Origin of the sequence: Flavobacterium ichthyis, from assembly GCF_009915155.1 — a bacterium.
In the GTDB taxonomy this organism is placed as follows: Bacteria; Bacteroidota; Bacteroidia; order Flavobacteriales; family Flavobacteriaceae; genus Flavobacterium; species Flavobacterium ichthyis.
Genome location: NZ_JAABLM010000005.1, coordinates 121,751 through 146,552 on the forward strand (window position 1 = coordinate 121,751; position 24,802 = coordinate 146,552).

The 24,802-nt window shown below is 36.3% G+C and carries 23 protein-coding genes and 1 tRNA gene; 20 read left to right on the forward strand and 4 right to left on the reverse strand.

Annotated elements, in window-relative coordinates; translation table 11 throughout:
- Nucleotides 1-5 precede the first annotated feature (5 nt).
- Nucleotides 6-1,268 (reverse strand): dicarboxylate/amino acid:cation symporter, encoded by a 1,263-nt coding sequence (locus GV828_RS05540; RefSeq protein ID WP_166536486.1) that lies wholly within the window; start codon nucleotides 1,266-1,268, stop codon nucleotides 6-8.
- A 262-nt stretch (nucleotides 1,269-1,530) separates the two neighbouring features.
- On the opposite strand from GV828_RS05540, the gene GV828_RS05545 reads away from it, so the two are divergent.
- The 17 genes from GV828_RS05545 (at nucleotide 1,531) to GV828_RS05625 (ending at nucleotide 17,893) form a co-directional block, all read left to right on the forward strand.
- The gene (locus tag GV828_RS05545) at nucleotides 1,531-3,432 is read left to right on the forward strand and encodes a S9 family peptidase (RefSeq protein WP_166536487.1); all 1,902 of its coding nucleotides are present in this window, start codon (nucleotides 1,531-1,533) and stop codon (nucleotides 3,430-3,432) included.
- A 201-nt stretch (nucleotides 3,433-3,633) separates the two neighbouring features.
- The gene (locus GV828_RS05550) at nucleotides 3,634-3,834 is read left to right on the forward strand and encodes a cold-shock protein (protein WP_166536488.1); all 201 of its coding nucleotides are present in this window, start codon (nucleotides 3,634-3,636) and stop codon (nucleotides 3,832-3,834) included.
- Nucleotides 3,835-4,111: 277 nt separating this feature from the next.
- Nucleotides 4,112-4,477 carry an NADH-quinone oxidoreductase subunit A gene (locus tag GV828_RS05555; RefSeq protein ID WP_166536489.1) on the forward strand — a complete coding sequence of 122 codons (366 nt, stop codon included), beginning with the start codon at nucleotides 4,112-4,114 and terminating at the stop codon, nucleotides 4,475-4,477.
- Between the two features lie 87 nt (nucleotides 4,478-4,564).
- The gene (locus GV828_RS05560; protein WP_166536490.1) at nucleotides 4,565-5,113 is read left to right on the forward strand and encodes an NADH-quinone oxidoreductase subunit B; all 549 of its coding nucleotides are present in this window, start codon (nucleotides 4,565-4,567) and stop codon (nucleotides 5,111-5,113) included.
- A 6-nt stretch (nucleotides 5,114-5,119) separates the two neighbouring features.
- A complete protein-coding gene (locus GV828_RS05565; protein ID WP_166536491.1) occupies nucleotides 5,120-5,641 on the forward strand; it encodes an NADH-quinone oxidoreductase subunit C in 522 nt (173 codons plus the stop codon).
- A gap of 24 nt (nucleotides 5,642-5,665) precedes the next feature.
- Entirely contained in the window at nucleotides 5,666-6,901 is a 1,236-nt protein-coding gene (locus tag GV828_RS05570; RefSeq protein ID WP_166536492.1) for an NADH-quinone oxidoreductase subunit D, read from the forward strand.
- 111 nt (nucleotides 6,902-7,012) lie between these two features.
- The gene (locus GV828_RS05575) at nucleotides 7,013-7,543 is read left to right on the forward strand and encodes an NADH-quinone oxidoreductase subunit NuoE family protein (protein ID WP_166536493.1); all 531 of its coding nucleotides are present in this window, start codon (nucleotides 7,013-7,015) and stop codon (nucleotides 7,541-7,543) included.
- Nucleotide 7,544: 1 nt separating this feature from the next.
- A complete protein-coding gene (gene nuoF / locus GV828_RS05580) occupies nucleotides 7,545-8,912 on the forward strand; it encodes an NADH-quinone oxidoreductase subunit NuoF (RefSeq protein ID WP_166536494.1) in 1,368 nt (455 codons plus the stop codon).
- A 72-nt stretch (nucleotides 8,913-8,984) separates the two neighbouring features.
- Entirely contained in the window at nucleotides 8,985-10,028 is a 1,044-nt protein-coding gene (locus GV828_RS05585) for a 2Fe-2S iron-sulfur cluster-binding protein (protein WP_166536495.1), read from the forward strand.
- A gap of 5 nt (nucleotides 10,029-10,033) precedes the next feature.
- Nucleotides 10,034-11,068: an NADH-quinone oxidoreductase subunit NuoH gene (gene nuoH / locus GV828_RS05590; RefSeq protein ID WP_166536496.1), complete on the forward strand. Its 1,035-nt coding sequence runs from the start codon at nucleotides 10,034-10,036 to the stop codon at nucleotides 11,066-11,068.
- Between the two features lie 33 nt (nucleotides 11,069-11,101).
- Nucleotides 11,102-11,587 carry an ORF6N domain-containing protein gene (locus GV828_RS05595; RefSeq protein WP_166536497.1) on the forward strand — a complete coding sequence of 162 codons (486 nt, stop codon included), beginning with the start codon at nucleotides 11,102-11,104 and terminating at the stop codon, nucleotides 11,585-11,587.
- A gap of 194 nt (nucleotides 11,588-11,781) precedes the next feature.
- Nucleotides 11,782-12,327, forward strand: coding sequence for a NuoI/complex I 23 kDa subunit family protein (locus tag GV828_RS05600; RefSeq protein ID WP_166536498.1), 546 nt, complete (start codon nucleotides 11,782-11,784; stop codon nucleotides 12,325-12,327).
- Nucleotides 12,327-12,845 carry an NADH-quinone oxidoreductase subunit J family protein gene (locus tag GV828_RS05605; RefSeq protein WP_166536499.1) on the forward strand — a complete coding sequence of 173 codons (519 nt, stop codon included), beginning with the start codon at nucleotides 12,327-12,329 and terminating at the stop codon, nucleotides 12,843-12,845. The genes GV828_RS05600 and GV828_RS05605 overlap by 1 nt, the downstream gene beginning before the upstream one ends.
- A gap of 2 nt (nucleotides 12,846-12,847) precedes the next feature.
- Nucleotides 12,848-13,168: an NADH-quinone oxidoreductase subunit NuoK gene (gene nuoK / locus GV828_RS05610; RefSeq protein ID WP_166536500.1), complete on the forward strand. Its 321-nt coding sequence runs from the start codon at nucleotides 12,848-12,850 to the stop codon at nucleotides 13,166-13,168.
- A 6-nt stretch (nucleotides 13,169-13,174) separates the two neighbouring features.
- Complete coding sequence (gene nuoL / locus GV828_RS05615) at nucleotides 13,175-15,055, forward strand: NADH-quinone oxidoreductase subunit L (RefSeq protein WP_166536501.1); 1,881 nt, start codon at nucleotides 13,175-13,177, stop codon at nucleotides 15,053-15,055.
- Between the two features lie 9 nt (nucleotides 15,056-15,064).
- The gene (locus GV828_RS05620) at nucleotides 15,065-16,504 is read left to right on the forward strand and encodes a complex I subunit 4 family protein (RefSeq protein WP_166536502.1); all 1,440 of its coding nucleotides are present in this window, start codon (nucleotides 15,065-15,067) and stop codon (nucleotides 16,502-16,504) included.
- Nucleotides 16,505-16,522: 18 nt separating this feature from the next.
- Entirely contained in the window at nucleotides 16,523-17,893 is a 1,371-nt protein-coding gene (locus GV828_RS05625) for an NADH-quinone oxidoreductase subunit N (protein WP_166536503.1), read from the forward strand.
- A 712-nt stretch (nucleotides 17,894-18,605) separates the two neighbouring features.
- On the opposite strand, the gene GV828_RS05630 is transcribed toward GV828_RS05625, so the two are convergent.
- Complete coding sequence (locus tag GV828_RS05630) at nucleotides 18,606-19,214, reverse strand: 50S ribosomal protein L25/general stress protein Ctc (RefSeq protein ID WP_166536504.1); 609 nt, start codon at nucleotides 19,212-19,214, stop codon at nucleotides 18,606-18,608.
- A gap of 215 nt (nucleotides 19,215-19,429) precedes the next feature.
- Nucleotides 19,430-20,371, reverse strand: coding sequence for a ribose-phosphate pyrophosphokinase (locus GV828_RS05635; protein WP_166536505.1), 942 nt, complete (start codon nucleotides 20,369-20,371; stop codon nucleotides 19,430-19,432).
- Nucleotides 20,372-20,588: 217 nt separating this feature from the next.
- On the opposite strand from GV828_RS05635, the gene GV828_RS05640 reads away from it, so the two are divergent.
- The 3 genes from GV828_RS05640 to GV828_RS05650 all read left to right on the forward strand — a co-directional run bounded on the left by GV828_RS05640 (nucleotide 20,589) and on the right by GV828_RS05650 (nucleotide 21,903).
- A tRNA-Leu gene (locus GV828_RS05640) sits at nucleotides 20,589-20,668 on the forward strand.
- A 132-nt stretch (nucleotides 20,669-20,800) separates the two neighbouring features.
- Entirely contained in the window at nucleotides 20,801-21,367 is a 567-nt protein-coding gene (gene pth / locus GV828_RS05645) for an aminoacyl-tRNA hydrolase (RefSeq protein ID WP_235935418.1), read from the forward strand.
- 32 nt (nucleotides 21,368-21,399) lie between these two features.
- The gene (locus tag GV828_RS05650) at nucleotides 21,400-21,903 is read left to right on the forward strand and encodes a hypothetical protein (protein WP_166536507.1); all 504 of its coding nucleotides are present in this window, start codon (nucleotides 21,400-21,402) and stop codon (nucleotides 21,901-21,903) included.
- Nucleotides 21,904-21,952: 49 nt separating this feature from the next.
- Here the strand turns inward: GV828_RS05650 and GV828_RS05655 are convergent, their stop codons facing one another.
- Nucleotides 21,953-24,667, reverse strand: a complete 2,715-nt coding sequence (locus GV828_RS05655) for a T9SS type A sorting domain-containing protein (RefSeq protein ID WP_166536508.1) — start codon at nucleotides 24,665-24,667, stop codon at nucleotides 21,953-21,955.
- Nucleotides 24,668-24,802: the final 135 nt, after the last annotated feature.

The window sequence follows — 24,802 nt, forward strand, 5'->3', positions numbered from 1 at the left end:
TTTGTTTAAGTTAATTTATTTACTGATTTTGCCACAATTACAGAAACGGCGGCATCACCTGTCACATTTACCGAAGTTCGACACATATCTAATGGACGATCAATTGCGAAAATAAGTGCCAAACCAGCTTCGGGAATTCCGGCTTGCGCTAATACAATTACCAACATTACCATTCCGGCACCTGGAACTGCAGCACTTCCGATAGAAGCTAATGTTGCCGTAGCAATAATTCCCAATTGGGCTTCTAAACTTAATCCCATCCCAAAAGCTTGCGCAATAAAAACTGCCGCAACGGCTTGGTACAAACTGGTACCATCCATATTGATTGTGGCACCAATTGGCAACACAAAACTGGCGACTTCGTCATCAACTCCCAAATTTTCTACAGTACGCTCCATAGTTACCGGTAAAGTTGCCGCACTCGAACTGGTTGAAAATGCCAACAGTTGCGCAGGTGCGATTCCTTTTAAAAAATAAGAAGGATTTTTTTGGGCAAATATTTTCAATAATATCAAATAAACTACAATTACCAATGCAAGACCAACCAACACGGTAACGCTGTACATGGCCAATGCTTTAAACAAATCAACACTTGGCGCTTCGGCAACCAAAGCTGCCAAAAGTGCAAATACCCCAATTGGTGCCGCCAGCATAATGAGGTCGATCATTTTTAAAATTACATCGTTAAACCCATCAAAAAAAGCTTTCACCGGTTTTGATTTTTCTTCCGGAATCAAAATCATGGCAATTCCAAAAAATATGGCAAAAAATATCACTTGCAACATATTGCCATTGTCAGACGCGGCTGCAAAAATATTACTCGGAACAATGTCTTCTAACGCTTGTAACGGTCCGGTTTGACTTTGTTTTGCCGCATCTTCAATTTTAGAATTAGCTTCATTTGCATAACTATTCAAAAGTTCATTTCGCGTTTCGGCTGTAATAAAACTTCCCGGTTTTACGATATTCACGATTCCCAAACCGATAGAAACAGCCAAAACAGTGGTACACAAATAAATCCCGATGGTTCTTCCGCCCATTTTGGAAAGTTTCGAAATATCTTTAAGATCAGAAATTCCCTTAATCAAAGACGCCAAAATTAATGGTACAGCAATTAATTTCAGTACGTTGATAAAAATGTTACCAAAAGGTTTTATCCAGTTTGAGATAAAAGATTTTCCCCAATCGAACTGCACCAATATCAATGCAAAGACAACCCCGAACAGCATGCCAAGTAAAATCTGCCAATGAAGCGCGAGTTTCCTCATAATTCTCAATTTTTAGTCCGTGAAAATAACGATAATTTTTAAAATATTCAGCGAAATCGTTTTTTTCTGAAGCGAATCATTCGGGCATTTCAGTAATCATCGTTCCTGCCGTCCTTCCAAAAATTTTTCTCCCTCAAACGAAAGTAACCGCCAAGCGGGATAAAAATGTTTTTCCCTCCCGTCAGGGCTAAAGGGTTTTCCATTTTTCGTCTTGGAAAAAATCGTTACTTTTAGCCTTTCAAAAAAAAAAAATTCATTTCCAATGAAAAAAATCTTTTTAATTTCTCTCACCATGATGGGCATTTCGACTTCGGCACAAACAGTAATGACACCCGAGCTACTTTGGCAATTAGGCAGAATTTCCCCTTTAGGCCTTTCTAAAGACGGAAAAAATATCATTTACAAAGTAAGCATTCCTGATGTTGCCGAAAATAAATCGGAATCGAAAATATACCAAATCCCTGTTTCCGGAGGAAAAGCCACCGAAATTAAAGAATATGAAAATTTGGTTACCGATAAAAATATTTCGCCAGATGGAAAACTCATTGCATTTAGCAAAGAAATTAAAGTAGAAAAAGTTTTGGGAAAAGATTATTATCCGGAGATGGAAAAATCCGATGTGCAAATATACGACGGACTCGATTACCGCCATTGGGACACTTGGAACGATGGAACGCACAACCACGTGGTTTTTTCAAAAATAAACGACAAAGAAAATTTCACTGACATCATGCCAAACGAACCTTTTGATTCGCCTCAAAAACCATTTGGCGGAGATGAAGATTTCACTTGGTCTCCCGATGGAAAAAGCATTGTTTATGTTTCGAAAAAATTGCAGGGAACAAAATATGCCACTTCTACCAATACGGATTTGTACCAATACGACTTGGCTACAAAAGCAACGAAAAATTTAACCGAAAAAAATATGGGTTACGACACGCATCCTACATTTTCTCCAAATGGTGAATTGACTTGGTTGCAAATGAAACGTGATGGTTACGAAGCTGATAAAAACGACATTATCGTACGCTACCAAAATATCGACATGAATCTCACTGCCAATTGGGACGGAACTGTAGATAGTTTCAAATGGAGTCAAGATGGCAAAAAAATATTTTTTGTGGCGCCAATTGACGGAACCAAACAACTTTTTCAAGTGAATTTCCCGGGTAGAACCAGGATTGCAATCAATGTCACTCAAATTACCAGCGGCGATTTTGACGTCAATGAAATTATCGGTTTCTCAGGAAATAACGTACTTGTCACAAGATCTGATTTTAATCATGCCAATGAAATTTTTGCCTTCGACCTGAAGAAAAATTCTTGGAAACAACTCACCAGCGTCAATACCGAAACTTATTCAAAATTAGACCTGAGTACATTTCAAAAAAAATATATTACTACAACTGACGGAAAGAAAATGGTGGTTTGGGTCATTTTGCCACCCAACTTCGACAAAAATAAAAAATATCCTACCTTATTATATTGTCAAGGAGGGCCACAATCGGCTTTGACACAATTTTATTCTTTTAGATGGAATTTTCAAGTGATGGCAGCTCAAGGTTATGTTGTAGTAGCGCCAAACCGAAGAGGAATGCCGGGACATGGCGTGGAATGGAACGAGAAAATTAGTAAAGATTGGGGCGGACAAGTGATGGACGATTACCTTTCAGCGATTGATGAAGTGTCCAAAGAGAAATTTGTGGACCAAACGCGTTTAGGAGCCATTGGTGCAAGTTATGGCGGTTATTCCGTATTTTACTTGGCGGGCATTCACCAAAAAAGATTTAAAACTTTTATTTCACATTGCGGAGTTTTCAACCTTCAAAGTATGTACGGCACTACCGAAGAAGTTTTTTTTAATAATTGGGACGCCGGTGGTGCGTATTGGGAAAAAGATAATGCTGCTGCACAAAAAACTTATTCACAGTTTAACCCGATTAATATGGTGACAAAATGGGATACCCCTATTTTAATAATTCAAGGTGGAAAAGATTTTAGAGTACCAATCGGGCAAGGTCAGGAAGCGTTTCAAGCGGCACAACTGTTAGGAATTAAAAGTAGATTTATCCATTTTCCGGAGGAAAATCATTGGGTTTTGAAACCGCAGAACGCACAAGTTTGGCAAAAAGAGTTTTTCAAGTGGCTAAAAGAAACTTTGTAGAAAGACGATAAAAGAAACTCAAAGTTTTAACATATTCAGAATAAAAATGGATATAATTAAAACGTTTTCGGGAAAATTTCGCTAAATATTACAAAACGAATTTTAATAAAAATAATTTTTTTTTAATTTATTAACATTAAAACGCATTTGGTAACTTAAATAGTAGTACATTTGCCCTTATTAACTTTTTTTATTATTACAATGCGTACAGGTACAGTTAAATTTTTTATTGAATCTAAAGGATTTGGATTCATCACTGACGAAGAAACAGGACAAGATATTTTCGTTCACGCTACCGGTATTACAGCCGAAGAACTTCGTGAGGGAGATAGAGTATCTTATGAAGAAGAAGAAGGACGAAAAGGTAAAGTTGCCGCTCAGGTTGCTTTACTTGCCGACTAAATATAACATTAGTATTCGTTTTAAAACCACCTTATTTAGGTGGTTTTTTTTTGTAGTTATATACCGATATATAAAAAAATTAAATTTTTTTTTACGGACCTAACAAGCATTTTGCTAAAAAGCAGTAAAAATTCTATAAGCCAAAAATTACATAGACACTATTTTTATTCGTTCTAAATTAAAATTAGCACATATATTAATAGGTAAGTAAAAGCAAAGTATGTCAATTCAATATTCGCTTGTATATTTGTGAATATTTTTAAAAAAGTAGTTTAGGATGGATTCGAGTCAAATCAATTATCTTCCAATTTTAATGCAAATGGGACTTGCCGTGGGGTTTGTGGGTTTAACGATTGTAGGTTCGAGCTTTTTAGGGCCCAAAAGAAATTCTGCCAACAAAGACAAAAACTGGGAATGTGGAATAGAATCTGTAGGAAATGCACGTATTCCCTTTTCCATTAAATATTTTTTGGTAGCCATTCTCTTCGTTTTGTTTGATGTAGAAGTCATTTTTATGTATCCTTGGGCGGTAAATTTCCGCGACATGGGATTTGAAGGTTTGCTAAAAATGGGGATTTTTATGTTCTTACTCGTGGTAGGTTTTTACTACGTAATCAAGAAAAAAGGACTCGAGTGGGAATAAATTTATTTTTAATGATCGATTGTAAATTTCGAAATGAAAATGTGTGCGATTACAGTTCATCAATAAAATTTAAAAACGAAAAAGATTATGAGTGATTCTAAAATAAAAACAGTTGACGCACCAGAGGGTTTTCAAGGAGAAGGATTTTTTGCTACAAAATTGAGTGATGTTGTAGGATTAGCGAGAGCCAATTCGCTTTGGCCGTTGCCTTTTGCTACATCATGTTGCGGAATTGAATTTATGGCAACCATGGCAGCTCATTACGATGTGGCAAGATTTGGTTCAGAACGTATGAGTTTTTCGCCAAGACAAGCCGATATGCTTTTAGTAATGGGAACTATTGCCAAAAAAATGGCGCCAATTCTCCGCCAAGTTTATGAGCAAATGGCTGAACCGAAATGGGTAATTGCCGTTGGAGCTTGTGCTTCATCGGGTGGAATTTTTGACACCTATTCCGTTTTGCAAGGAATCGACAAAGTAATTCCAGTAGATGTTTATGTTCCGGGTTGTCCACCAAGACCTGAACAAATTTTAGATGGAATTATGAGATTACAAGAACTCGTAAAATCTGAATCTGTGAGAAGACGAAGTTCTCCGGAATACCAGGAATTATTGGCATCATACAAAATTTCTTAAAAAAACATGGCATTAGAACATTCGGACATACAAAATAAATTGGTCGATAATTTTGAACTTATTGTTTCAAATTTTGCCCTTCAACACGATATTTTTACGTTCGAGGTAGATTCAAAATCTGTCCTTGAAGTAATGAAATTTTTAAAAGAAGATACACAACTTCGTTTTAATTTTTTAACAGACGTTTGTGGTATTCATTATCCTGACGCTGAAGAAGATAGACAGTTTGCAGTAGTATATCACATGCACAATTGGTTAGATAACGTAAGAATTCGTTTCAAATGTTTTTTAAACCCAAATGATTTAGAAATCGATTCAGTTACGCCACTGTTTTTAGGAGCCAACTGGCAAGAGCGTGAAACCTATGATTTTTACGGAATCATTTTTAAAGGACACCCACAACTGAAGCGAATTTTAAATATGGACGAAATGGTTTCATTCCCTATGCGAAAAGAATTTCCTTTAGAAGACGGCGGCCGAACCGACAAAGACGACCGATTTTTCGGTAGAACTACAGACAATTGTTAATTCCCAAAAATAATATTCCTAATAATGTCAGATTTATTATTACCACCAGAAAAACGTTATGCAGACATCATTAAGCAAAAGCAAAATGAAGATGGAAGCGAACTGTCTATTCTGAATTTGGGACCAACACATCCTGCAACCCACGGAATTTTTCAAAACATCTTATTAATGGACGGTGAAAGAATTTTAGATGGAGAAGGAACCGTTGGCTACATTCATCGTGCTTTTGAAAAAATTGCCGAAAACAGACCTTTTTACCAAATCACACCACTAACGGACAGAATGAACTACTGTTCTGCGCCAATCAACAACATGGGGTGGTGGATGACATTGGAAAAAGCATTAAATATTGAAGTCCCAAAACGCGTACAATACATGCGTGTCATTGTGATGGAATTAGCCCGAATTGCCGACCATATCATTTGCAGTTCGGTTATGGGTGTTGATACCGGAGCTTTAACCGGATTTTTATACGTGTTCCAATTTCGTGAAAAAATTTACGAAATCTACGAAGAAATTTGTGGCGCTCGTTTAACCACAAACATGGGAAGAATTGGCGGATTTGAAAGAGATTGGAGCCCAAAAGCATGGGAAAAAATCAATACCTTTTTAGAAGAATTTCCACCAGTCTGGAAAGAATTTGAAGATTTATTGACCAGAAATAGAATTTTCATGGACAGAACCATCAACGTTGGTGCAATTTCTGCGGAAAAAGCTATCAGTTATGGTTTTACAGGTCCAAATCTAAGAGCTGCCGGAGTGGATTATGACATCCGTGTGATGCAACCATACAGTTCTTACGAAGATTTTGACTTTGAAATTCCCGTAGGAAAATCAGGTGATACTTACGACAGATTTTGTGTGAGAAACGCAGAAGTTTGGGAAAGTATGAAAATCATCAAGCAAGCGATTGAAAAAATGCCTGAAGGTCCATATCATGCTGATGTTCCGGATTATTATTTGCCTCCAAAAGAAGACGTTTACAACACGATGGAAGCCTTGATTTATCACTTCAAAATTGTGATGGGAGAAATTCCGGTTCCAGTAACAGAAGTATATCATCCGGTTGAAGGAGGTAATGGCGAATTAGGATTTTATTTAATTACAGATGGAAGCCGAACGCCTTATCGATTGCATTTTAGACGACCATGCTTTATTTATTATCAAGCCTACAATGATATGGTAAAAGGACAAATGTTGTCAGATGCCATTGCCACACTTTCGAGTTTAAATGTAATTGCCGGAGAATTAGACGCTTAACAAATTTTTTGATTTAAGATATAATATTTTCTCATTGTCTAAAATCTAAAACAAAAAAAATATCAATTTTGAATTTTGGGTCAAGCCCAAAATCTTAATTCAGAAATAAAAATGAAAATTTCGCACATCAAACAAGAAATCAACTTTACTCCCGCTTTAATGGAGCGAATCAAGGAGCTGTTGAGCCATTATCCGGAAGATAAGAAAAAATCTGCATTGCTACCGGTTTTACACGATGTTCAGGATGCTCACGACAATTGGTTAAGCATCGAATTGATGGATAAAGTGGCAGAAATTCTCGAAATAAAACCCATTGAAGTTTACGAAGTAGTTTCGTTTTACACCATGTTTAACCAACGACCAATTGGAAAATACATGTTCGAATTTTGCCAAACTTCGCCATGTTGTCTTCGTGGCGTAGAAAATTTAATGGATTACACCTGCGAAAAATTAGGCGTAAAAGTGGGTGAACCTACACCAGACGGAATGTTTGAGGTTCGCGGTGTGGAATGCCTTGGTGCTTGTGGATATGCTCCAATGATGCAATTAGGTGATTTTTTCCATGAAAATTTAACACCTGAAAAAGTAGATCAGTTAATTGACGACTGTAAAAATAATAAGGTTACTTTACACGATAAATAATATGTCGCAAAAAATATTATTAGACAAAATAAACGTTCCAGGAATAAAATCTTACGAGGTGTACCGTAGAGAAGGCGGTTATGCATCTGTAGAAAAAGCTCTGAAAGCAATGACTCCCGATGAAGTGGTAGAAGAAGTGAAAACTTCCGGACTTCGTGGAAGAGGTGGAGCAGGATTCCCGACAGGAATGAAGTGGAGTTTTATCGATAAAAAATCGGGGAAACCACGCCATTTAGTTTGCAATGCCGACGAATCTGAACCCGGAACTTTTAAAGACCGATTTTTGATGGAATACATTCCGCATCTATTAATAGAAGGAATGATTACCTCAAGCTACGCTTTAGAAGCCAACCTATCTTACATATATATTAGAGGCGAATACATGTGGGTTTATAAAATTTTGGAACGTGCCATCAAAGAAGCATATGCTGCAGGTTGGCTCGGGAAAAATATTTTAGGAACCGGCTACAACTTAGACCTTTATGTTCATTGTGGTGGTGGTGCATACATTTGTGGAGAAGAAACGGCTCTTATCGAATCACTCGAAGGAAAAAGAGGAAATCCAAGGATTAAACCACCGTTCCCAGCTGTTTCCGGACTTTGGTCCAATCCAACCGTTGTAAATAACGTAGAATCTATTGCAGCAGTGCCGTGGATTGTTAATAATACGGGTGCAGAATATGCTAAAATCGGAATTGGTCGTTCTACCGGAACAAAATTAATTTCGGCGTCGGGACACATTAAAAATCCAGGCGTTTATGAAATCAATTTAGGTTTATCAGTTGATGAATTTATGAATTCTGACGAATATTTAGGCGGAATGATTGACGACAGACCTTTGAAAGCATTTGTTCCAGGAGGTTCTTCAGTTCCTGTTTTGCCGGCAAATTTAATTTTTAAAACAGCCAATGGCGAAGACCGATTGATGACATACGAATCTCTTGCCGATGGCGGTTTTGCAACAGGATCCATGTTAGGTTCCGGCGGATTTATCGTTTATAACGACACCGCTTGTATCGTTAGAAATACATGGAATTTTTCAAGATTTTACCACCACGAAAGCTGCGGTCAATGTTCGCCATGCCGTGAAGGAACGGGTTGGTTGGAAAAAGTTTTACACAGAATTGAAACCGGTTTTGGCCGTGAAGAAGATATTGATTTGCTTTGGAGCATTCAAAGTAAAATTGAAGGAAATACCATTTGTCCGTTAGGTGATGCTGCTGCTTGGCCAGTTGCCGCGGCAATTCGCCATTTTAGAGACGAATTTGAATACCATGTTCGTTTCCCGGAAAAAATTAAAAACAGAGATCACTTTGTTGCCGAACCGTTTGAAAATGTAAAACATTTGGTAGCGAAACAAACAGTTTAAAATAGCAGTAAGCTATAAGCAATAAGCTAAAAGCTTAACGCTTACAGCATAAAGCTTAGCGCATAAAAAAATATGAAAGTAACAATAGACGGTCAAAGCATAGAAGTAGAACCAGGAACCACAATCCTGCAAGCTGCCAGAATGATTGGTGGAGAATCTGTTCCGCCGGCAATGTGCTACTATTCAAAACTAAAAGGTTCGGGTGGAAAATGCCGTGCTTGTTTAGTGGAAGTTTCAAAAGGTAGTGATGCCAATCCTACTCCAATGCCAAAATTGGTTGCCTCTTGCGTAACCGGAGTTATGGACGGAATGGAAGTAAACAGTCTTCAATCCGAAAGAGTTTTGGAAGCCAGAAAATCGGTAACCGAATTTTTGCTGATTAATCACCCTTTAGATTGCCCGGTTTGTGACCAAGCTGGAGAATGTGATTTGCAAAATTTAAGCTTTAAACACGGAAAATCTCAAACGAGATACGTGGAAGAAAAAAGAACGTTCGAACCGGAAAATATTGGGCCAAATATCCAATTACACATGAATCGTTGTATATTGTGCTACCGTTGTGTAATGGTAGCCGACCAGTTAACGGACAACAGAGTTCACGGAGTGATGGACAGAGGTGATCATTCTAACATTTCTACCTGTATTTCTAAAGCAATCGATAATGAATTTTCCGGAAATATGATTGACGTTTGTCCGGTTGGTGCTTTAACCGATAAAACGTTCCGTTTCAAGCAACGCGTTTGGTTTAACAAGCCTTACAATGCTCACAGAGATTGTGATAAATGTTGTGGGAAAACTACGGTTTGGATGTTTGGAAACGAAATTCAACGGGTTACAGGAAGAAAAGATGAATTTCACGAAGTGGAAGAATTCATCTGTAACGAATGTCGTTTTGACCATAAAGATGTGAAAGATTGGGTAATTGAAGGACCAAGAAAATTTGAAAAAGATTCGGTAATTAACCAAAATAATTACACCAGAAAACTTGATACCGTGGTGATTGAAACCGAAGAAGGTATCTTAAAAGGACGTGAGCAAGACCGTAAAAAAATCAGTATGGCTGCCATTCCATTAAAAAAAGAAGAACAACAAGCTTTTAAAGAAGGTAATATTTAATCAAGATGGATAGCGCGATTATTATAGAAAAAGGGATTTTCATCGTCATTATTTTTGCAATTACCATGCTTTTTGCAATGTATGAAACGCTTGCCGAAAGAAAAATTGCGGCTTGGTTGCAGGATCGTGTAGGTCCCAACCGTGCCGGAAAAGGTGGAATTTTGCAACCTTTGGCAGATGGTTTGAAATTATTTTCTAAAGAAGAATTTTTGCCGAATACTCCTAACAAATTTTTGTTTGTAGTAGGTCCTGCAATTTCCATGAGTGTGGCGTTGATGACAAGTGCCGTGATTCCTTGGGGAGATAAATTACATTTATTTGGCAGAGATATTATTTTACAAGCTACAGATATTGACGTAGCGCTTTTATATGTTTTTGGCGTCTTATCAGTAGGAGTTTACGGAATTATGATTGGCGGATGGGCTTCTAACAATAAATTCTCGTTGATGTCCGCCATGAGAGCTGCTTCGCAAATGATTTCTTACGAAGTAGCGATGGGACTAGCCATTATTGCGTTGTTGATGATGGAAGGCACTTTGAGCTTACGCGAAATTTCTGCAAATCAGGCTGGGATGAACTGGAATATTTTTTACCAACCTCTAGGATTTATTATTTTCTTAGTATGCTCTTTTGCAGAAACTAATAGAACGCCATTTGATTTAGCGGAATGTGAAGCCGAATTGATTGGAGGCTACCACACGGAATATTCTTCAATGAGAATGGGCTTTTATTTATTTGCCGAATATGCTGCGATGTTTATTTCATCTACAATTTTGGCGGTGCTTTATTTAGGAGGTTACAATTATCCAGGTATGGAATGGGCTCTTGAAAATTGGGGCGTGAATCCAGCTAATATTATTGGAATATTTGTTCTGTTTGCCAAAATTTGTGTATTTATCTTTTTCTTTATGTGGGTAAGATGGACAATCCCAAGATTTAGATATGACCAATTGATGCGATTGGGTTGGCAAATGCTAATTCCGCTTGCAATTGCAAATATTGTGGTAACAGCTTTGGTGATTTTGTTTTTTGATAAGTAGAAATTTTTAGTTTAAACGCCTTTAATAAAATGTATGAGCCAAATAATTCCGTCCGAAACTATATTGAACAAAATATTGTTCATTAGAGGACAAAAAGTGATGATTGACCGCGATTTAGCAGAACTTTACGGAGTAACTACGAAACAGCTCAATCAACAAGTAAAAAGAAATAGTAATCGGTTTCCTGAAAATTTCATGTTTCAGTTAACAGATCACGAAAAAGAAGAGGTGGTCACAAATTGTGACCACCTCAAAAAACTAAAATTTTCGTCAGCTTTGCCGAATGTTTTTACCGAACACGGAACAATGATGTTGGCAAGCGTTTTAAATAGTGATAAAGCTATAGAAACGAGCATAAAAATTATTGAGGTTTTTGTAAAAATGTGGGAATTTTTGATGGATAATTTATCATTGAAGTCGGAAATGGAAAGCATTAAAAAGAAGTTGACCAACCAAGATAAAAACATAGAATTGGTTTTTAGTTATTTGGATGAATTGATGGAAAAGCAAGACCAATAACCGGAACGAGTGACAATAGGTTTTAAAAACCAAAAGTAAAAAGAAGGCGAAAAGATTGTTTTGATAGCCCCGATTGAGCCGGTATCCTCGAAGCGATAGCGGAGAGATAAAGGCGAAAGCGGGAAAATGGATTACTGGAAACGAAACGACGATTCGCTCCAAAAGATAGAAATGAAAAGTATTAAATTTTTGATATGTCAGTAGAAACTATATCATTATCGGGAAGAAAAAAAGAGGTTTCCAACAAAAAGATGAATTTTTGGGAAAGCCTTTACCTGGTGGCGATTGTTAAGGGTTTATTTATTACAATCCGACATTTATTTACCAGAAAAGTAACAATTAAATATCCGGAAGAAGTGCGGGAATTGAGTCCTGTTTACCGTGGACAACACATGTTAATGCGGGACGATGAAGGGAGAGAACGCTGTACGGCTTGTGGTCTTTGTGCGTTGTCTTGTCCGGCGGAAGCGATTACGATGAAAGCGGAGGAAAGAAAACCGGAGGAAATGCATTTATATCGTGAGGAGAAATATGCGTCTATTTACGAAATCAATATGTTGCGTTGTATATTCTGCGGATTGTGTGAGGAAGCTTGCCCAAAACAGGCGATTTATCTTACAAAATCGAGAATGATGGTGAAGTCAAATTCGGACAGAAATGATTTTATTTACGGGAAAGACAAGCTGGTGATGCCGTTAGAGCAAGCAATTAATAACTCTAAAGTGAAAATGGCGAACTAATGATTACAACGATTTTTTATATTTTGTCGGCCTTGACGCTTTCGATGGCGTTCATGACCATTTTTAGCCGAAACCCAATTCACAGTGCAATCTACTTAGTGATTTGTTTCTTTTCGATTGCCGGACACTACTTGCTTTTCAATGCGCAATTTTTAGCAGTTGTACATATTATTGTATATTCTGGAGCAATTATGATTTTATTGCTTTTTACAATAATGCTTATGAATCTTAATAAGGAAGACGAAAAACATAAAAACGGATTGACGATAATTGCAGCCGTTGCCTCGTTTTGTTTGGTAGCATTTGTATTGTTGGCCGCTTTTATAAAATCGGCACCAATGATTGAGGAATATTATGTTTCGGGCGAAGATTATCAATCGATAAAAATATTAGGGCAAGTATTGCTTGACGAAAAAGAAGGTTTTATGGTTCCGTTTGAATTTGCTTCGGTATTGTTATTAGTATCGATGATTGGAGCGGTTTTATTATCTAAAAAAGAAGAAAAAATAAGCAGTTAATTATGCAAAATGTTTTACAGCAAATAGGCATTGACAACTACATTTATTTGGCTACAATTTTATTTTGTATCGGAATTTTTGGAGTATTGTTTAGACGAAATGCCATTATTATGTTTATGTCTATCGAAATTATGTTGAATGCGGTTAACTTGCTTTTGGTAGTTTTTTCTACTTATCATCAAGATGCGGCAGGACAAATTTTTGTATTCTTCTCGATGGCGGTTGCGGCAGCAGAAGTAGCGGTGGGATTGGCTATTTTGGTTTCAATTTATAGAAATCTTCATTCGATTGATATTGATAAACTCAAAAATTTAAAAGGATAACAGCAAATGAATACAGGTTTACTTTTATTATTGATTCTTGCCCCGTTTGCTGGGTTTTTATTAAATGTTTTTGTTGGAAAAAATTTAGGCAAAAGCGCTTCGGGTTGGTTAGGAACGGTTGCAATTGCGATTTCTTTCATCGTTTCCATCATCTTTTTTTTGGAAATTAATGAAACCAAACAAGGCGTTACGATTAATTTATTCCGATGGATGCAACTCGGAAGTTTTAATGTAAATTTTAGCTTTTTGCTTGATCAACTTTCTATTTTATGGTTGCTTTTCGTCACTGGAATCGGAACTTTGATTCACATTTATTCTATCAGCTACATGCACGATGACGAGAATATACACAAGTTTTTTTCATACTTAAACTTGTTTATTTTCTTCATGATTACGCTTGTAACAGGTTCTAACTTGTTGATGATGTTTATTGGTTGGGAAGGTGTTGGACTTTGTTCTTACCTCCTTATCGGATTTTGGTACAAAAACCAAGATTACAATGATGCCGCAAAAAAAGCGTTCATCATGAACAGAATTGGAGATTTAGGTTTCTTGATTGGAATTTTTATTTTGGGATACATTTTCAGATCAGTAGAATTTGACTCTATGGAAAATTTTATTGTGAGTGGAAAATCGGTAAGTTTGAAATGGATAAGCATTGCTACATTTTGTTTATTTATTGGAGCTTCCGGAAAATCTGCACAAATTCCGCTTTACACTTGGCTTCCAGATGCAATGGCGGGACCTACTCCTGTTTCGGCATTAATTCACGCGGCGACAATGGTAACGGCAGGAATTTTTATGATTACGAGATTGAATTTCTTGTTTGACATTACCGTTGATGTTCAAATGATTATTGCTGTTGTGGGAGCAATTACATCATTAGTTGCCGCATTTATCGCTTTGGTACAAAATGATATCAAAAAAGTTTTGGCCTACTCTACTGTTTCGCAATTAGGATTAATGTTTCTGGCGTTAGGACTTGGCGCTTATGAAATTGCTGTTTTCCACGTTATTACACATGCCTTTTTCAAAGCATGCTTGTTCTTGGGTTCAGGATCTGTAATTCACGCTTTGCATGGCGAACAAGATATGAGAAAAATGGGGGGTCTTCGTAAACATATGAAAGTGACTTACATTACATTCTTGATTGCAACTTTAGCGATTTCAGGTTTGCCAATTTTCGCAGGATTTTTCTCAAAAGACGAAATTTTAATGGTAGCATTTCACGAAAACAAAATTTTGTGGATTATCGCTTCGGTGGCTTCCATCATGACTGCTTTTTACATGTTTAGATTATTGTACCTTACTTTTTTCAAAGAATTTAGAGGAACTGAAGAACAAGAAAAACATTTACATGAATCGCCATCTTTGATTACTTTCCCGCTAATTGTTTTGGCTATTTTGTCAACCGTTGGAGGATTTATCAGTTTCCCTGGAAATAGTTGGTTAAACAATTACTTGAAACCTATTTTCATTGGCGAAAGACACGAACACCACATCGATACAACTACATTTATTTTGATGGGAGTTGCCGTTTTAGGTGCATTAATCGGCATTGGAATAGCGTATTCTAAATACATCAAAAAAGCGGAAGTACCGGCGGAAGACCACGAAATTACTGGTTTTGCAAAAATTCTTTATCATAAATTTTATGTTGATGAAATATATATGGCAATAATTGTAAAACCAATTTATGCTTTAGGAAGTTTATTTAAAAACTATGTTGAACCCGCACTTTCTAACCTTATTTTTGGTTTTGGAAAAGCAACAAATGCCATCAGCCATCAAGGGAGATTACTTCAAAACGGAAGCATTGGCTTTTATTTAATGGCTTTTGTCATTGGGTTTACCACAATTATCGCTTATTTGTTTCTAGCAAAATAATTTATACTGATGAACGTATCTTTAATTTTAATCATACTTTTAATAGGAGCCATTGTCACACTTTTGTCGGGCAATAAATTGGCTTCTAAAATTGCATTGTTCTTTAGCGTTGTAGCTTTTGGAGCTTCCATTTATTTATACACACTTTTTCAAGCGGGAGAAAATATTGGCATAGGATTTCAATGGATCCGTAGTCCGAAAATATTCATTGCTCTTGGAGTTGACGGATTATCTTTAGCCATGTTGCTTTTGACTACCGCATTAACGCCAATTATAATTTTTTCTTCTTTCGGAAAAACATTTAAAAATGCTAAAAATCTTTATGCCTTAATCTTATTCATGGCGTTTGCTATGGCGGGAACTTTCTTGGCTGCAGATGGATTTTTGTATTATATTTTCTGGGAATTGGCTTTAATTCCAATTTATTTTATTGCTTTAATTTGGGGTAATGGAAACCCGGAAAGCCTTAAAAAAGCCGTAGTGAAATTTTTCATTTACACTTTCGCCGGATCATTATTTATGTTGATTGCCTTTATTTATATGTACCAAAAAGCAGGCAGTTTCCTCATTGGCGATTTGATGAATGTAAAATTCACTAACCAAGAACAATTGTGGATTTTCCTAGCGTTCTTTGCCGCTTATGCTATTAAAATTCCTTTGATTCCGTTTCATACATGGCAGGCAAAAGTCTATCAAAAAGCGCCAAGTATGGGAACCATGTTGCTTTCAGGAATTATGCTGAAGATGGCTTTGTATAGTATTATTCGTTGGCAATTATTGTTAGCGCCATTAGCAGCTTTGCAATACAAATATATTTTTATCGGAATCAGTGTTGCTGGAATTATTTATGGTTCTATTGTAGCTTTGAAACAAACTGACCTTAAAAAAATGCTGGCATATTCCTCATTGGCTCACGTTGGTTTAATCGCTGCTGGACTTTATACGGTAACCATAGACGGTTTACAAGGTGCGGTTTTACAAATGATTGCCCACGGTTTTGTGGTTGTTGGTTTATTCTTCGCTGCCGAAATTATTTACAGAAGATATGAAACCCAAAATATTGAAGAAATGGGCGGAATTAGATTACAAGCCACAAAATTTGCTTCCATGTTCATGATTTTAGTCTTAGCGTCAGTTGCATTACCAGGAACATTTAACTTTATTGGAGAATTCCAATTGTTGTTTAGTTTGGCACAACGCAGCGTGACCATGGCAGTTTTAGGAGGAACAACTATTATTTTAGGAGCTTTCTATATGTTGAGAATGTTTCAAAAAGCGATGTTAGGAGATATGAAAGATAAAGTTTTCAAAGATGTAACCTTTAACGAAGGATTGACTTTTGTCATCATCATCACAGTATTGTTGTTTTTCGGATTGTATCCAAAACCAATAATCGACATAATTTCTCCTACATTACAGGAAACTTTAAGAGTAATCAACCGATATTAATTTAGTTTAAAATATAAAATGTACACATTAATAGCTATTACCGGATTAGGAGTTTTATGCCTGATAGCTGAAATTTTCAACGCTAGAAAAGTGATCGTTCCTGTAGCAATCATTGGACTTTTAGCCACTTTAGCGTTTACAATTTCCGAATTTAATTCGCCTGCAAGTTATTATAACAATATGGTGGTGGTTGATAATTTTTCAACTGCTTTCAGCTGCTTGTTTATCATTCTTGCTATTTTCCTCATTTCAATGGATCCAGATTTTCATATAAAACAAATCCATAAAATTTCTGATTTCGTTGGAATCAAATTGTTCATGCTTTCTGGAGCTGTTGCGATGGTTTCCTTCGGAAATTTGGCCATGTTTTTCTTAGGTATCGAAATCCTTTCAATTTCATTGTATGTTTTAGCCGCAAGTAATCGGTTGAACTTAAAAAGTAACGAAGCGGGAATGAAATATTTCTTGATGGGAGCTTTTGCCTCTGGATTTATACTTTTTGGAATCGCATTAATTTACGGAGCAATTGGTTCGTTCGATATGCGTGTCATTCAAGAAGCTGGAACTTCTGCAGATGTAGAAGATTGGTTTTATATTGGAGCAATCATGCTTTCCATAGGAATGTTGTTCAAAATTGCCGCTGTACCTTTCCATTTTTGGGCTCCAGATGTTTACGAAGGTTCTCCTGCATTAACAACTGCAACAATGAGTACTTTAGCTAAAGTCACGGCTATGGCAGCTTCATTCAAATTAGTCAGCGTGATGAACGTGAACCTACCAGAAACATCAGTTTTTGTGTTGGTAACGATAGCAGCATTATCGATGACAATTGGGAATATTATGGCTTTGCGCCAAATTAACGTAAAAAGAATGCTTGCATTTTCTGGTATATCACATGCCGGATTTATGCTGATGACCTTGTTGGCCGTTTCTTCAACTGCTGGAATTTTATTATACTATTCAGCAGCTTATGCTTTTGCTGGTATCGCAGCTTTTGCAGTGATACTATACGTTACTCGAGAAAAAGAAAACGAAGACATTTACAACTTTAATGGTTTAGGAAAAACAAATCCTGTTTTAGCCGCTATCTTAACAGCATCTTTGTTATCAATGGCTGGAATTCCAATTTTTTCAGGCTTTTTTGCTAAAGTATTTTTATTCTCAGAAATGCTTCAGGCTAACCATTTAATTTTAGTAATAATAGCAGTTATCAATTCAATCATAAGTGTTGGTTATTATTTCAAACTAATTTTGGCAATGTACACCAAAGATGCGACAGAACCAACGCAACCCGTTCCGTTTGCGTACGGAGCCGTCGCCATAGTTGCAATTATTTTAAATATTGCAATAGGAATTATGCCTACAAGCATTTTAGACTTATTGGCATAACACAATAATGATTACAACAGAACAGGCTGAATCTAAATGATACAGCCTGTTTTTTTATTCCTACACCTCACTTAAAGCCCTAAATAAACGCTTAAATTAAAAAAAAATAAAATATTTACATGCAAGTTCTAAAATGATCTAATACCCGCTCAGAAATCAAAATAGCAATTGTCAAAGTTGCTTCAATACAACCAAATTAGATGGAAATAAAAAAGGAGTTGCAAGACGCAACTCCTTTGTGTTAATGAGATGATATTATACGAAAACTAATTTCCCCAAATAAAATTTTCATCATCCCATCTTAGGTTACTTTTTTGACCTACCACCAATCAAATCCTAGAACGGAACAAGTAACCATATTTAATAATCTGCTGTTTGGCTTATATAAACAGTACATTCAGTAATTCAACTGAACAGTACAAAGAAAGCACAGAATAATTTTTTCGCCCAATAATAATCCACACACATATACTCATTTTAAATATTAATACTTAATTAATTGTTAGCCTGACACTTACAAATTAAAAGTGAATATAATTTTTTCCAATTTGGGTATCTTTTAAGTATCATAATTTATAAATTAACTACCAGTGTGTACCAAATATTTTTGAATTTTCGTCATGTAACGAAAGTAATCTATTGAAGAAAAATACAAGCAAAAAAAAAAGCACCGAATAAATCGATGCTTTCTCAATTAAAAATAATTGCAATATTATTTTTTCTTTCCTTTCGCAGGAGCTTTTGCAGCTTTTGCAGCTTCTTGAGCAGCTTTCATCGCAGCACGTGAAATCTTCACTTGAGCCACTACAGTATTTTCTGGGTGAAGCAACTTGAAATCTTCAGTTTTCAATTTAGTAACATATAACTTGTTACCCATTTCAAGTTCAGTAATATCAGCTTCAACAAAGTCAGGTAAGTTTTTAGGCAAAGCTCTAACTTTTAATCTTCTTTGGTTCAAACGAAGAACCCCTCCAGCCATAACACCTTTTGAGTTACCCACCACTTTCACAGGAACTTCCATAGTAATTTCTTTATCATCCTTCAACTGGAAGAAATCAATATGCAAAATTGAATCGCTAATAGGGTGAAACTGAATGTCTTGAAGAATCGCATTAAAAGATTTTCCACCTAAATCAATCACAACTGTGTGTGCGTTAGGAGTGTAAACCAAATTTTTAAATGCTTTTTCTTCTGCTGAGAAATGCACTGGTTGATCTCCTCCGTATAAAACGCAAGGAACCGCTCCAGCATTACGTAAGGCTTTAGTAGCAACTTTGCCCACGCTTTCTCTTTCTGATCCTTTAATTGTAATCGACTTCATTTTAAATATATATAATTAATAAAAAATTCTTCATTTTTATTTGGGCGTTGCCTTCGGCCCGGGCTTTCCGCTACAATCTTTTTTCGCCCGAATAGCTCAAAAAGGATTTCTGCTTCAATCCCTAACGCAAAACCCCGTGCTAACCACAAAATTTGCTTTTCAAAATAAAATTGCAATGAAAAAACTTTCCTCATCACAAACAGTGGCATTTTCAATTACATCAAAAACTTACCACTAATTGAGTTATTGTTCTGTACCATTCGCATCACATCTGCAAAAAGCGGAGCACAACTTACCACCCGTATTTTCTTCGACTCCTTCTTTAAAGGAATAGAATCTGTCACTATTAATTCACTCAATTGCGATTTTTCAATTTTCTCATAAGCATCTCCCGAAAGAATAGCATGAGTACAAATCGCCCGAACGCTTAACGCTCCTTTTTCAATCATCAAGTCAGCCGCTTTCGCCAAAGTCCCACCCGTATCAATCATATCATCCACTAAGATGATATTTTTTCCGGTCACTTCACCAATCAACTCCATACTTTCAATCACATTTGCCGCTTTACGCTGCTTATAACAAATCACTACATCCGATTCTAAAAATTTAGAATACGCATAAGCTCTTTTAGAACCACCCATGTCAGGAGATGCAATAGTTAAATTTTGCAAACCTAAACTTTTTACATAAGGCAAAAAGATTGTTGACGCAAACAAATGATCAACTGGTTTCTCAAAAAATCCCTGAATTTGATCTGCATGTAAATCCATGGTCATTATTCTTGTTGCTCCAGCCGTTTCAAGTAATTTCGCTACCAATTTTGCCCCAATCGGCACCCTTGGTTTGTCTTTTCTATCCTGACGAGCCCATCCAAAATAAGGAATTACGGCTGTAATATGTCGGGCAGAAGCTCTTTTAGCTGCATCTATCATCAACAAAAGTTCCATCAAATTGTCAGAACTTGGAAATGTTGAGCAAACTAAAAAAACCCTCAATCCACGAATAGATTCTTCAAATGAAGGCTGGAATTCTCCATCACTATATTTTGAGAACGTTACCTTCCCTAGCGGAACACCATATTGTGCAGCAATTTGTTCTGCAAGATGCACACTTTGGGAACAGGCAAAAATCTTGGCTTCCGGTTCTTGATACGGCATTTTTCAGTTGTTTTTTATTTGAAAAATTTATAAAAATTAATTTTTTACAATTAATTTTCACCTATAAATTACTCAAATGTAGTTAGTTAGTTGTTGTGTTGTTTTACCGAGGTGCAAATTTAAAAATTAAATTGAGATAATTACAGATTTTTGCTTAGTATTTTTTGTTTTATATGTTTTTATTTCTAAATTTGCACCCACAATTAACACATCTATTGCCTGGATGGCGGAATTGGTAGACGCGCACGACTCAAACTCGTGTACTTAGGTGTGTGGGTTCGATTCCCACTCCAGGTACTTTCACACAAAGCTTCTGAGAAATCAGGAGCTTTTTTTTATGGAAAACATTTCTGTATTTTATATTTTTATCAAATGAAGAATTGGTTAAAATTTTTATATAAGAAAAGGCAAACTCCACAAATTGACACGATGAAAAAATTTTTAATTATTGGCCTTGGAAACATTGGTGCCGAATACGTAAACACACGCCACAACATTGGTTTTAAAGTCGTGGATCATTTAGCAAAAAAAGAAAACAGCGAATTCCAAACTTCCAAATTAGGAACTATTTGCGAAATTAAATTTAAAGGAAAATCCGTTTTTTTACTAAAACCAAACACTTACATGAATTTGAGTGGTAAAGCAGTGAAATATTGGATGGACAAAGAAAATATTCCGCTTGAAAATATTTTGGTAATTACAGACGATTTGAACCTACCTTTCGGAACGCTTAGAATTAAACCAAAAGGAAGTGATGGCGGACACAACGGGCTCAAAAGCATTCAGCAAACTCTAAATACTTCGGAGTATCCTCGTTTTAGATTTGGTATTAGTGATGAATTTAAAAAAGGCAAACAAGTAGATTATGTATTAGGCGAGTGGACTGACGACGAAAAAATGCTGCTTGCAGAGCGTTTAGAAGTTTCAGCCGAAGCTATCCGGTCGTTTGTACTTACGGGTTTGGGAAATGCGATGACAGCATTCAATGGAAAATAATTTTCATTACCTTTAAACAAAAACTTTTGGTTATGAAACAAATTTTTATTGCTACATCTTTGATGATAATGTTAATGGGGTGCCATTCTCAAAAAAAATCGATGGAGGAAAATAAAGTGACAATTTCTAATTGTCCGAATACTGGAACTTGCAAATTTGAAGTTTTTGAAAATAAAAAATTGGTGCTAAATACTGACGTGACTGATAAAATATATTATGCGTTTGAAGATAATGTGGGTTCTAATGTATATGTTTATCAGTACAATAAAATTACCGAGCCCGAACTTGTTGATGCAGGTTACAGAGAGGAGGTTCTTTTTGAACTGGATCAAAATATGGCAAAAATAAATTTGGAAGATAAAAATTTACAAGAAATAAAACTTGTTTTCGGTGTTATGTGTTTCTGCCGAGGAAAAGCCGGGAATTATCAAGTGCTTTCTGGAAAGTTTTCTTATGACAGCCAAAATGTTTCAATCGAACTACCAGATATTGTGCCTGATCAAATTTTACACAACATCAATATTGATTTAAAATAAAAAACGCTTCTCGAGAATGAGAAGCGTTTTTCAATTGTAAAGAATTTACTTAATTTACAATTATTTTTTTCACCTCTTTGCGTTCGCCATCTTGTACTGTTACCATATACATTCCGGTTTGAACGGTGCTTAAATTTAAGTTTTGATCGAACAATGAAGCACTTTGATAGGTTTTGTTAAAAATTTGTCTTCCTCCCATATCATGAACTGAAACCTGAACGTCGTTTCCGGAGTTAGACGCAAATTGGACATTAAAGTTTCCGTTGTTTGGATTTGGATAAATTTTAAAATCTGTCAAGCCAAAATTATCTGTTGAAAGTGTTACTGTTTGGGTACAAACTTCAATTGACCAAGAATTTAACGTTCCTGTATCCTGAGCCGCATTATCACGAATTAATAAAACATAGTTACCAGTGGCTGGTTTTCCGTTCAGCGCAGATAAAGATGTTAATGGTGCAAATGTTCCGGTAAGATTTGCTGCACAAACAATTCCTGAGCCAGCATCATCAAAAGTTACGTTAAATCCTGAAGTGGCTCCATTACAACTTCCGCTCATCAAGCCAACTTGTGTATTATCTGGATGGTTAAAAGCAATTGTTAAGTCTGAATACCAACTATGAGTAACATTTACATTTACATTGATGTCCGAAATATTTCCGGTAGCTGGAACATTTATTGTAGAACCTACAACAGCACCAGGACCTGCGGCAGTTCCATCTGGAATTGGAACAGCAGTATTGCTTGTATAGGTTTGACAAGTAGTGGTAACTGTATATCCAATTGAAAAATTATTAGCATTAACGGCGTAGTAAATATTGTTTACAGCTTCTATCATAATTCTACAAAACGGAGCAGCTATGTTCGGGATTGTTACAGATTCAGTTCCGTCATTTGGCGTATTCATTGCTAAAGGAGTAGAAAAGGTTAATCCTCCATCAGTAGATAACCAAATGTTTACATTGGCAGTTGAAATTGGCGCTGCATTAGTTCCTGCAACATCCCAAGTTACGGTTTGTGTTGAGTTTTGAGCGTAACTGATTGCCTCAGCGGCTTGAGAGGTTACTTTAAAAGGACCAGTTGCCGCATTAAAAGTTACGGTCATATTTTGTCGAGCTGTTTGACCTCCGTTAGCTCTATTATCTCTTGCCGTTAAAGCAAAATTCATGGTTCTAGCTACATTTGGAATAACTTCCCAAGTTGGCGATAAATTTCCTGCCAACACACTTGAAAGATCAGGCATGTATCGATTTGGACTTGCGGATGGCGCTACTGAACGAAAATTCGGGATTGAAGCTGTAGTTGTAGCGGTTGCAGTGTTAGAGTTTGTTCCTGGATTAGTTTGTTCCCAAGTGTAAGTTAATGCGTCGCCATTTGCATCAGTTCCATTACCTTTTAAAATAAAAGCTGTTCCTTTTGGAATTGTATAATTAGTTAAAGGTGTAATTACTGGAGCGGTGTTACCGGTAGCGGTAATAGCACCACAACTTCCGGATCCTTGAACAAATGTAAACATTTGTGCCAAGCTTACGGCGTGAAAATAGGCATCTGAGTTACTTTGCACGTTTGGTGGACAAATACCTGTGTAAGCCATTACAGTACTTCCGCTTCCAGGCTCAACCGCAGTAGTTCCTGATCTGTTTCCGCCGCAAGAATTATTGAATGTATGAGTCGCCCCAAATTGATGTCCTACCTCGTGTGCCACATAATCGATATCAAAAGGGTCTCCAACAGGGCTTGTTTGTCCGGTTATACCTCTGGCCTTGCTAGACGAACATACCGAACCTAATATTGCAACACCACTATCCGAAGTACAGTTTCCGTGACCAATATCATAATTACCAGCCCCAATAATTCCGTCAACTACTGCCTGAATTTGACTTAAAAAATTGCTCGGATTATTATTATCAAAACTATCCGAATCAATAAAAATGATATTCTCGTTGTTAGCGATTAATACCATTCGAACCGCTGCATCAATTTCATAAACGGAATTTAATCTGGTTACTGTAACACCCATAGCATTTAAAACAGCTGATTTTTTCTGCGCCAAAGTACCACCTGATACTCCCGCCCTATTCACGTGGAATGCAGAATATTCTATTGTACAAGTCATTGCCATACGATAGGTTCTTAAAACCCCATCATTTGCAAATGTTTGGTTAGGAAATTCCGAAGATCGTTGGTGTGCTTCACTTTGATCGGTGTCACACATGAATGGCGTTTTATTTTTAGGTCGAATCAACGAAGATTTTTTATACACAATATAATTTTGTAAATTATCAGTATAAGGATCAATGTAGTAAGTTTCACCGTTTCCTCTGATCATTCCATGAATTCCAAAAAGCGTAGAACTCAAATGCATAGTAAGTGCGGGATTATCGATTCCTTTTGCCACAAAAGATCGCAATTCGGGATGCCGTTCTTGCAATTCTTTTTCTAAAACAGAGGATTCAAAAACTTTAAATTGCTCCATTTTTCCATCAGCATTAGGGAACGCAATAATAACGTTTGAATCCGTTCCAGAATTAATATCTGGAGCTTGTAAAAGTGATTGTTTCAATCCGTCAATATTTAATTGAAATAGATGATATTGACTAGGCATTGAGCTTCGCTCTAATTTTTCTAGAGAAGATAACTTTTGTTCATTAGTAACAGACCAAAAGCCTCTTTGTGAGTAGCCTAATGAACTGCAAGCCACTAACAATAACAGTAAAATTTTTTTCATAGGTATAGTAATAATAGAAGACAAATATAACCAATTCATTCATTTTCAACAATCAAATCCTATTTATTTTAAAAACTAAGCAAATATTGGCTGTAAATCTTGAATTTAATCTAATTAAAATGCTGCCAAACTTTTTCGTTGTTTTTCGTACATTAGTCTTATTTTTGTCAAAAT

Coding starts and splice junctions, on each gene's coding strand:
- GV828_RS05555 (WP_166536489.1), top strand. CDS start 4,112: ATGGATTCGAGTCAAATCAATTATCTTCCAATTTTAATGCAAATGGGA.
- GV828_RS05650 (WP_166536507.1), top strand. CDS start 21,400: ATGAAACAAATTTTTATTGCTACATCTTTGATGATAATGTTAATGGGG.
- nuoL (WP_166536501.1), top strand. CDS start 13,175: ATGAATACAGGTTTACTTTTATTATTGATTCTTGCCCCGTTTGCTGGG.
- GV828_RS05545 (WP_166536487.1), top strand. CDS start 1,531: ATGAAAAAAATCTTTTTAATTTCTCTCACCATGATGGGCATTTCGACT.
- GV828_RS05585 (WP_166536495.1), top strand. CDS start 8,985: ATGAAAGTAACAATAGACGGTCAAAGCATAGAAGTAGAACCAGGAACC.
- nuoF (WP_166536494.1), top strand. CDS start 7,545: ATGTCGCAAAAAATATTATTAGACAAAATAAACGTTCCAGGAATAAAA.
- pth (WP_235935418.1), top strand. CDS start 20,801: ATGAAAAAATTTTTAATTATTGGCCTTGGAAACATTGGTGCCGAATAC.
- GV828_RS05575 (WP_166536493.1), top strand. CDS start 7,013: ATGAAAATTTCGCACATCAAACAAGAAATCAACTTTACTCCCGCTTTA.
- GV828_RS05565 (WP_166536491.1), top strand. CDS start 5,120: ATGGCATTAGAACATTCGGACATACAAAATAAATTGGTCGATAATTTT.
- GV828_RS05540 (WP_166536486.1), bottom strand. CDS start 1,268: ATGAGGAAACTCGCGCTTCATTGGCAGATTTTACTTGGCATGCTGTTC.
- GV828_RS05570 (WP_166536492.1), top strand. CDS start 5,666: ATGTCAGATTTATTATTACCACCAGAAAAACGTTATGCAGACATCATT.
- GV828_RS05605 (WP_166536499.1), top strand. CDS start 12,327: ATGATTACAACGATTTTTTATATTTTGTCGGCCTTGACGCTTTCGATG.
- GV828_RS05620 (WP_166536502.1), top strand. CDS start 15,065: ATGAACGTATCTTTAATTTTAATCATACTTTTAATAGGAGCCATTGTC.
- GV828_RS05625 (WP_166536503.1), top strand. CDS start 16,523: ATGTACACATTAATAGCTATTACCGGATTAGGAGTTTTATGCCTGATA.
- GV828_RS05655 (WP_166536508.1), bottom strand. CDS start 24,667: ATGAATTGGTTATATTTGTCTTCTATTATTACTATACCTATGAAAAAA.
- GV828_RS05560 (WP_166536490.1), top strand. CDS start 4,565: ATGAGTGATTCTAAAATAAAAACAGTTGACGCACCAGAGGGTTTTCAA.
- GV828_RS05595 (WP_166536497.1), top strand. CDS start 11,102: ATGAGCCAAATAATTCCGTCCGAAACTATATTGAACAAAATATTGTTC.
- GV828_RS05600 (WP_166536498.1), top strand. CDS start 11,782: ATGTCAGTAGAAACTATATCATTATCGGGAAGAAAAAAAGAGGTTTCC.
- GV828_RS05635 (WP_166536505.1), bottom strand. CDS start 20,371: ATGCCGTATCAAGAACCGGAAGCCAAGATTTTTGCCTGTTCCCAAAGT.
- nuoH (WP_166536496.1), top strand. CDS start 10,034: ATGGATAGCGCGATTATTATAGAAAAAGGGATTTTCATCGTCATTATT.
- GV828_RS05550 (WP_166536488.1), top strand. CDS start 3,634: ATGCGTACAGGTACAGTTAAATTTTTTATTGAATCTAAAGGATTTGGA.
- nuoK (WP_166536500.1), top strand. CDS start 12,848: ATGCAAAATGTTTTACAGCAAATAGGCATTGACAACTACATTTATTTG.
- GV828_RS05630 (WP_166536504.1), bottom strand. CDS start 19,214: ATGAAGTCGATTACAATTAAAGGATCAGAAAGAGAAAGCGTGGGCAAA.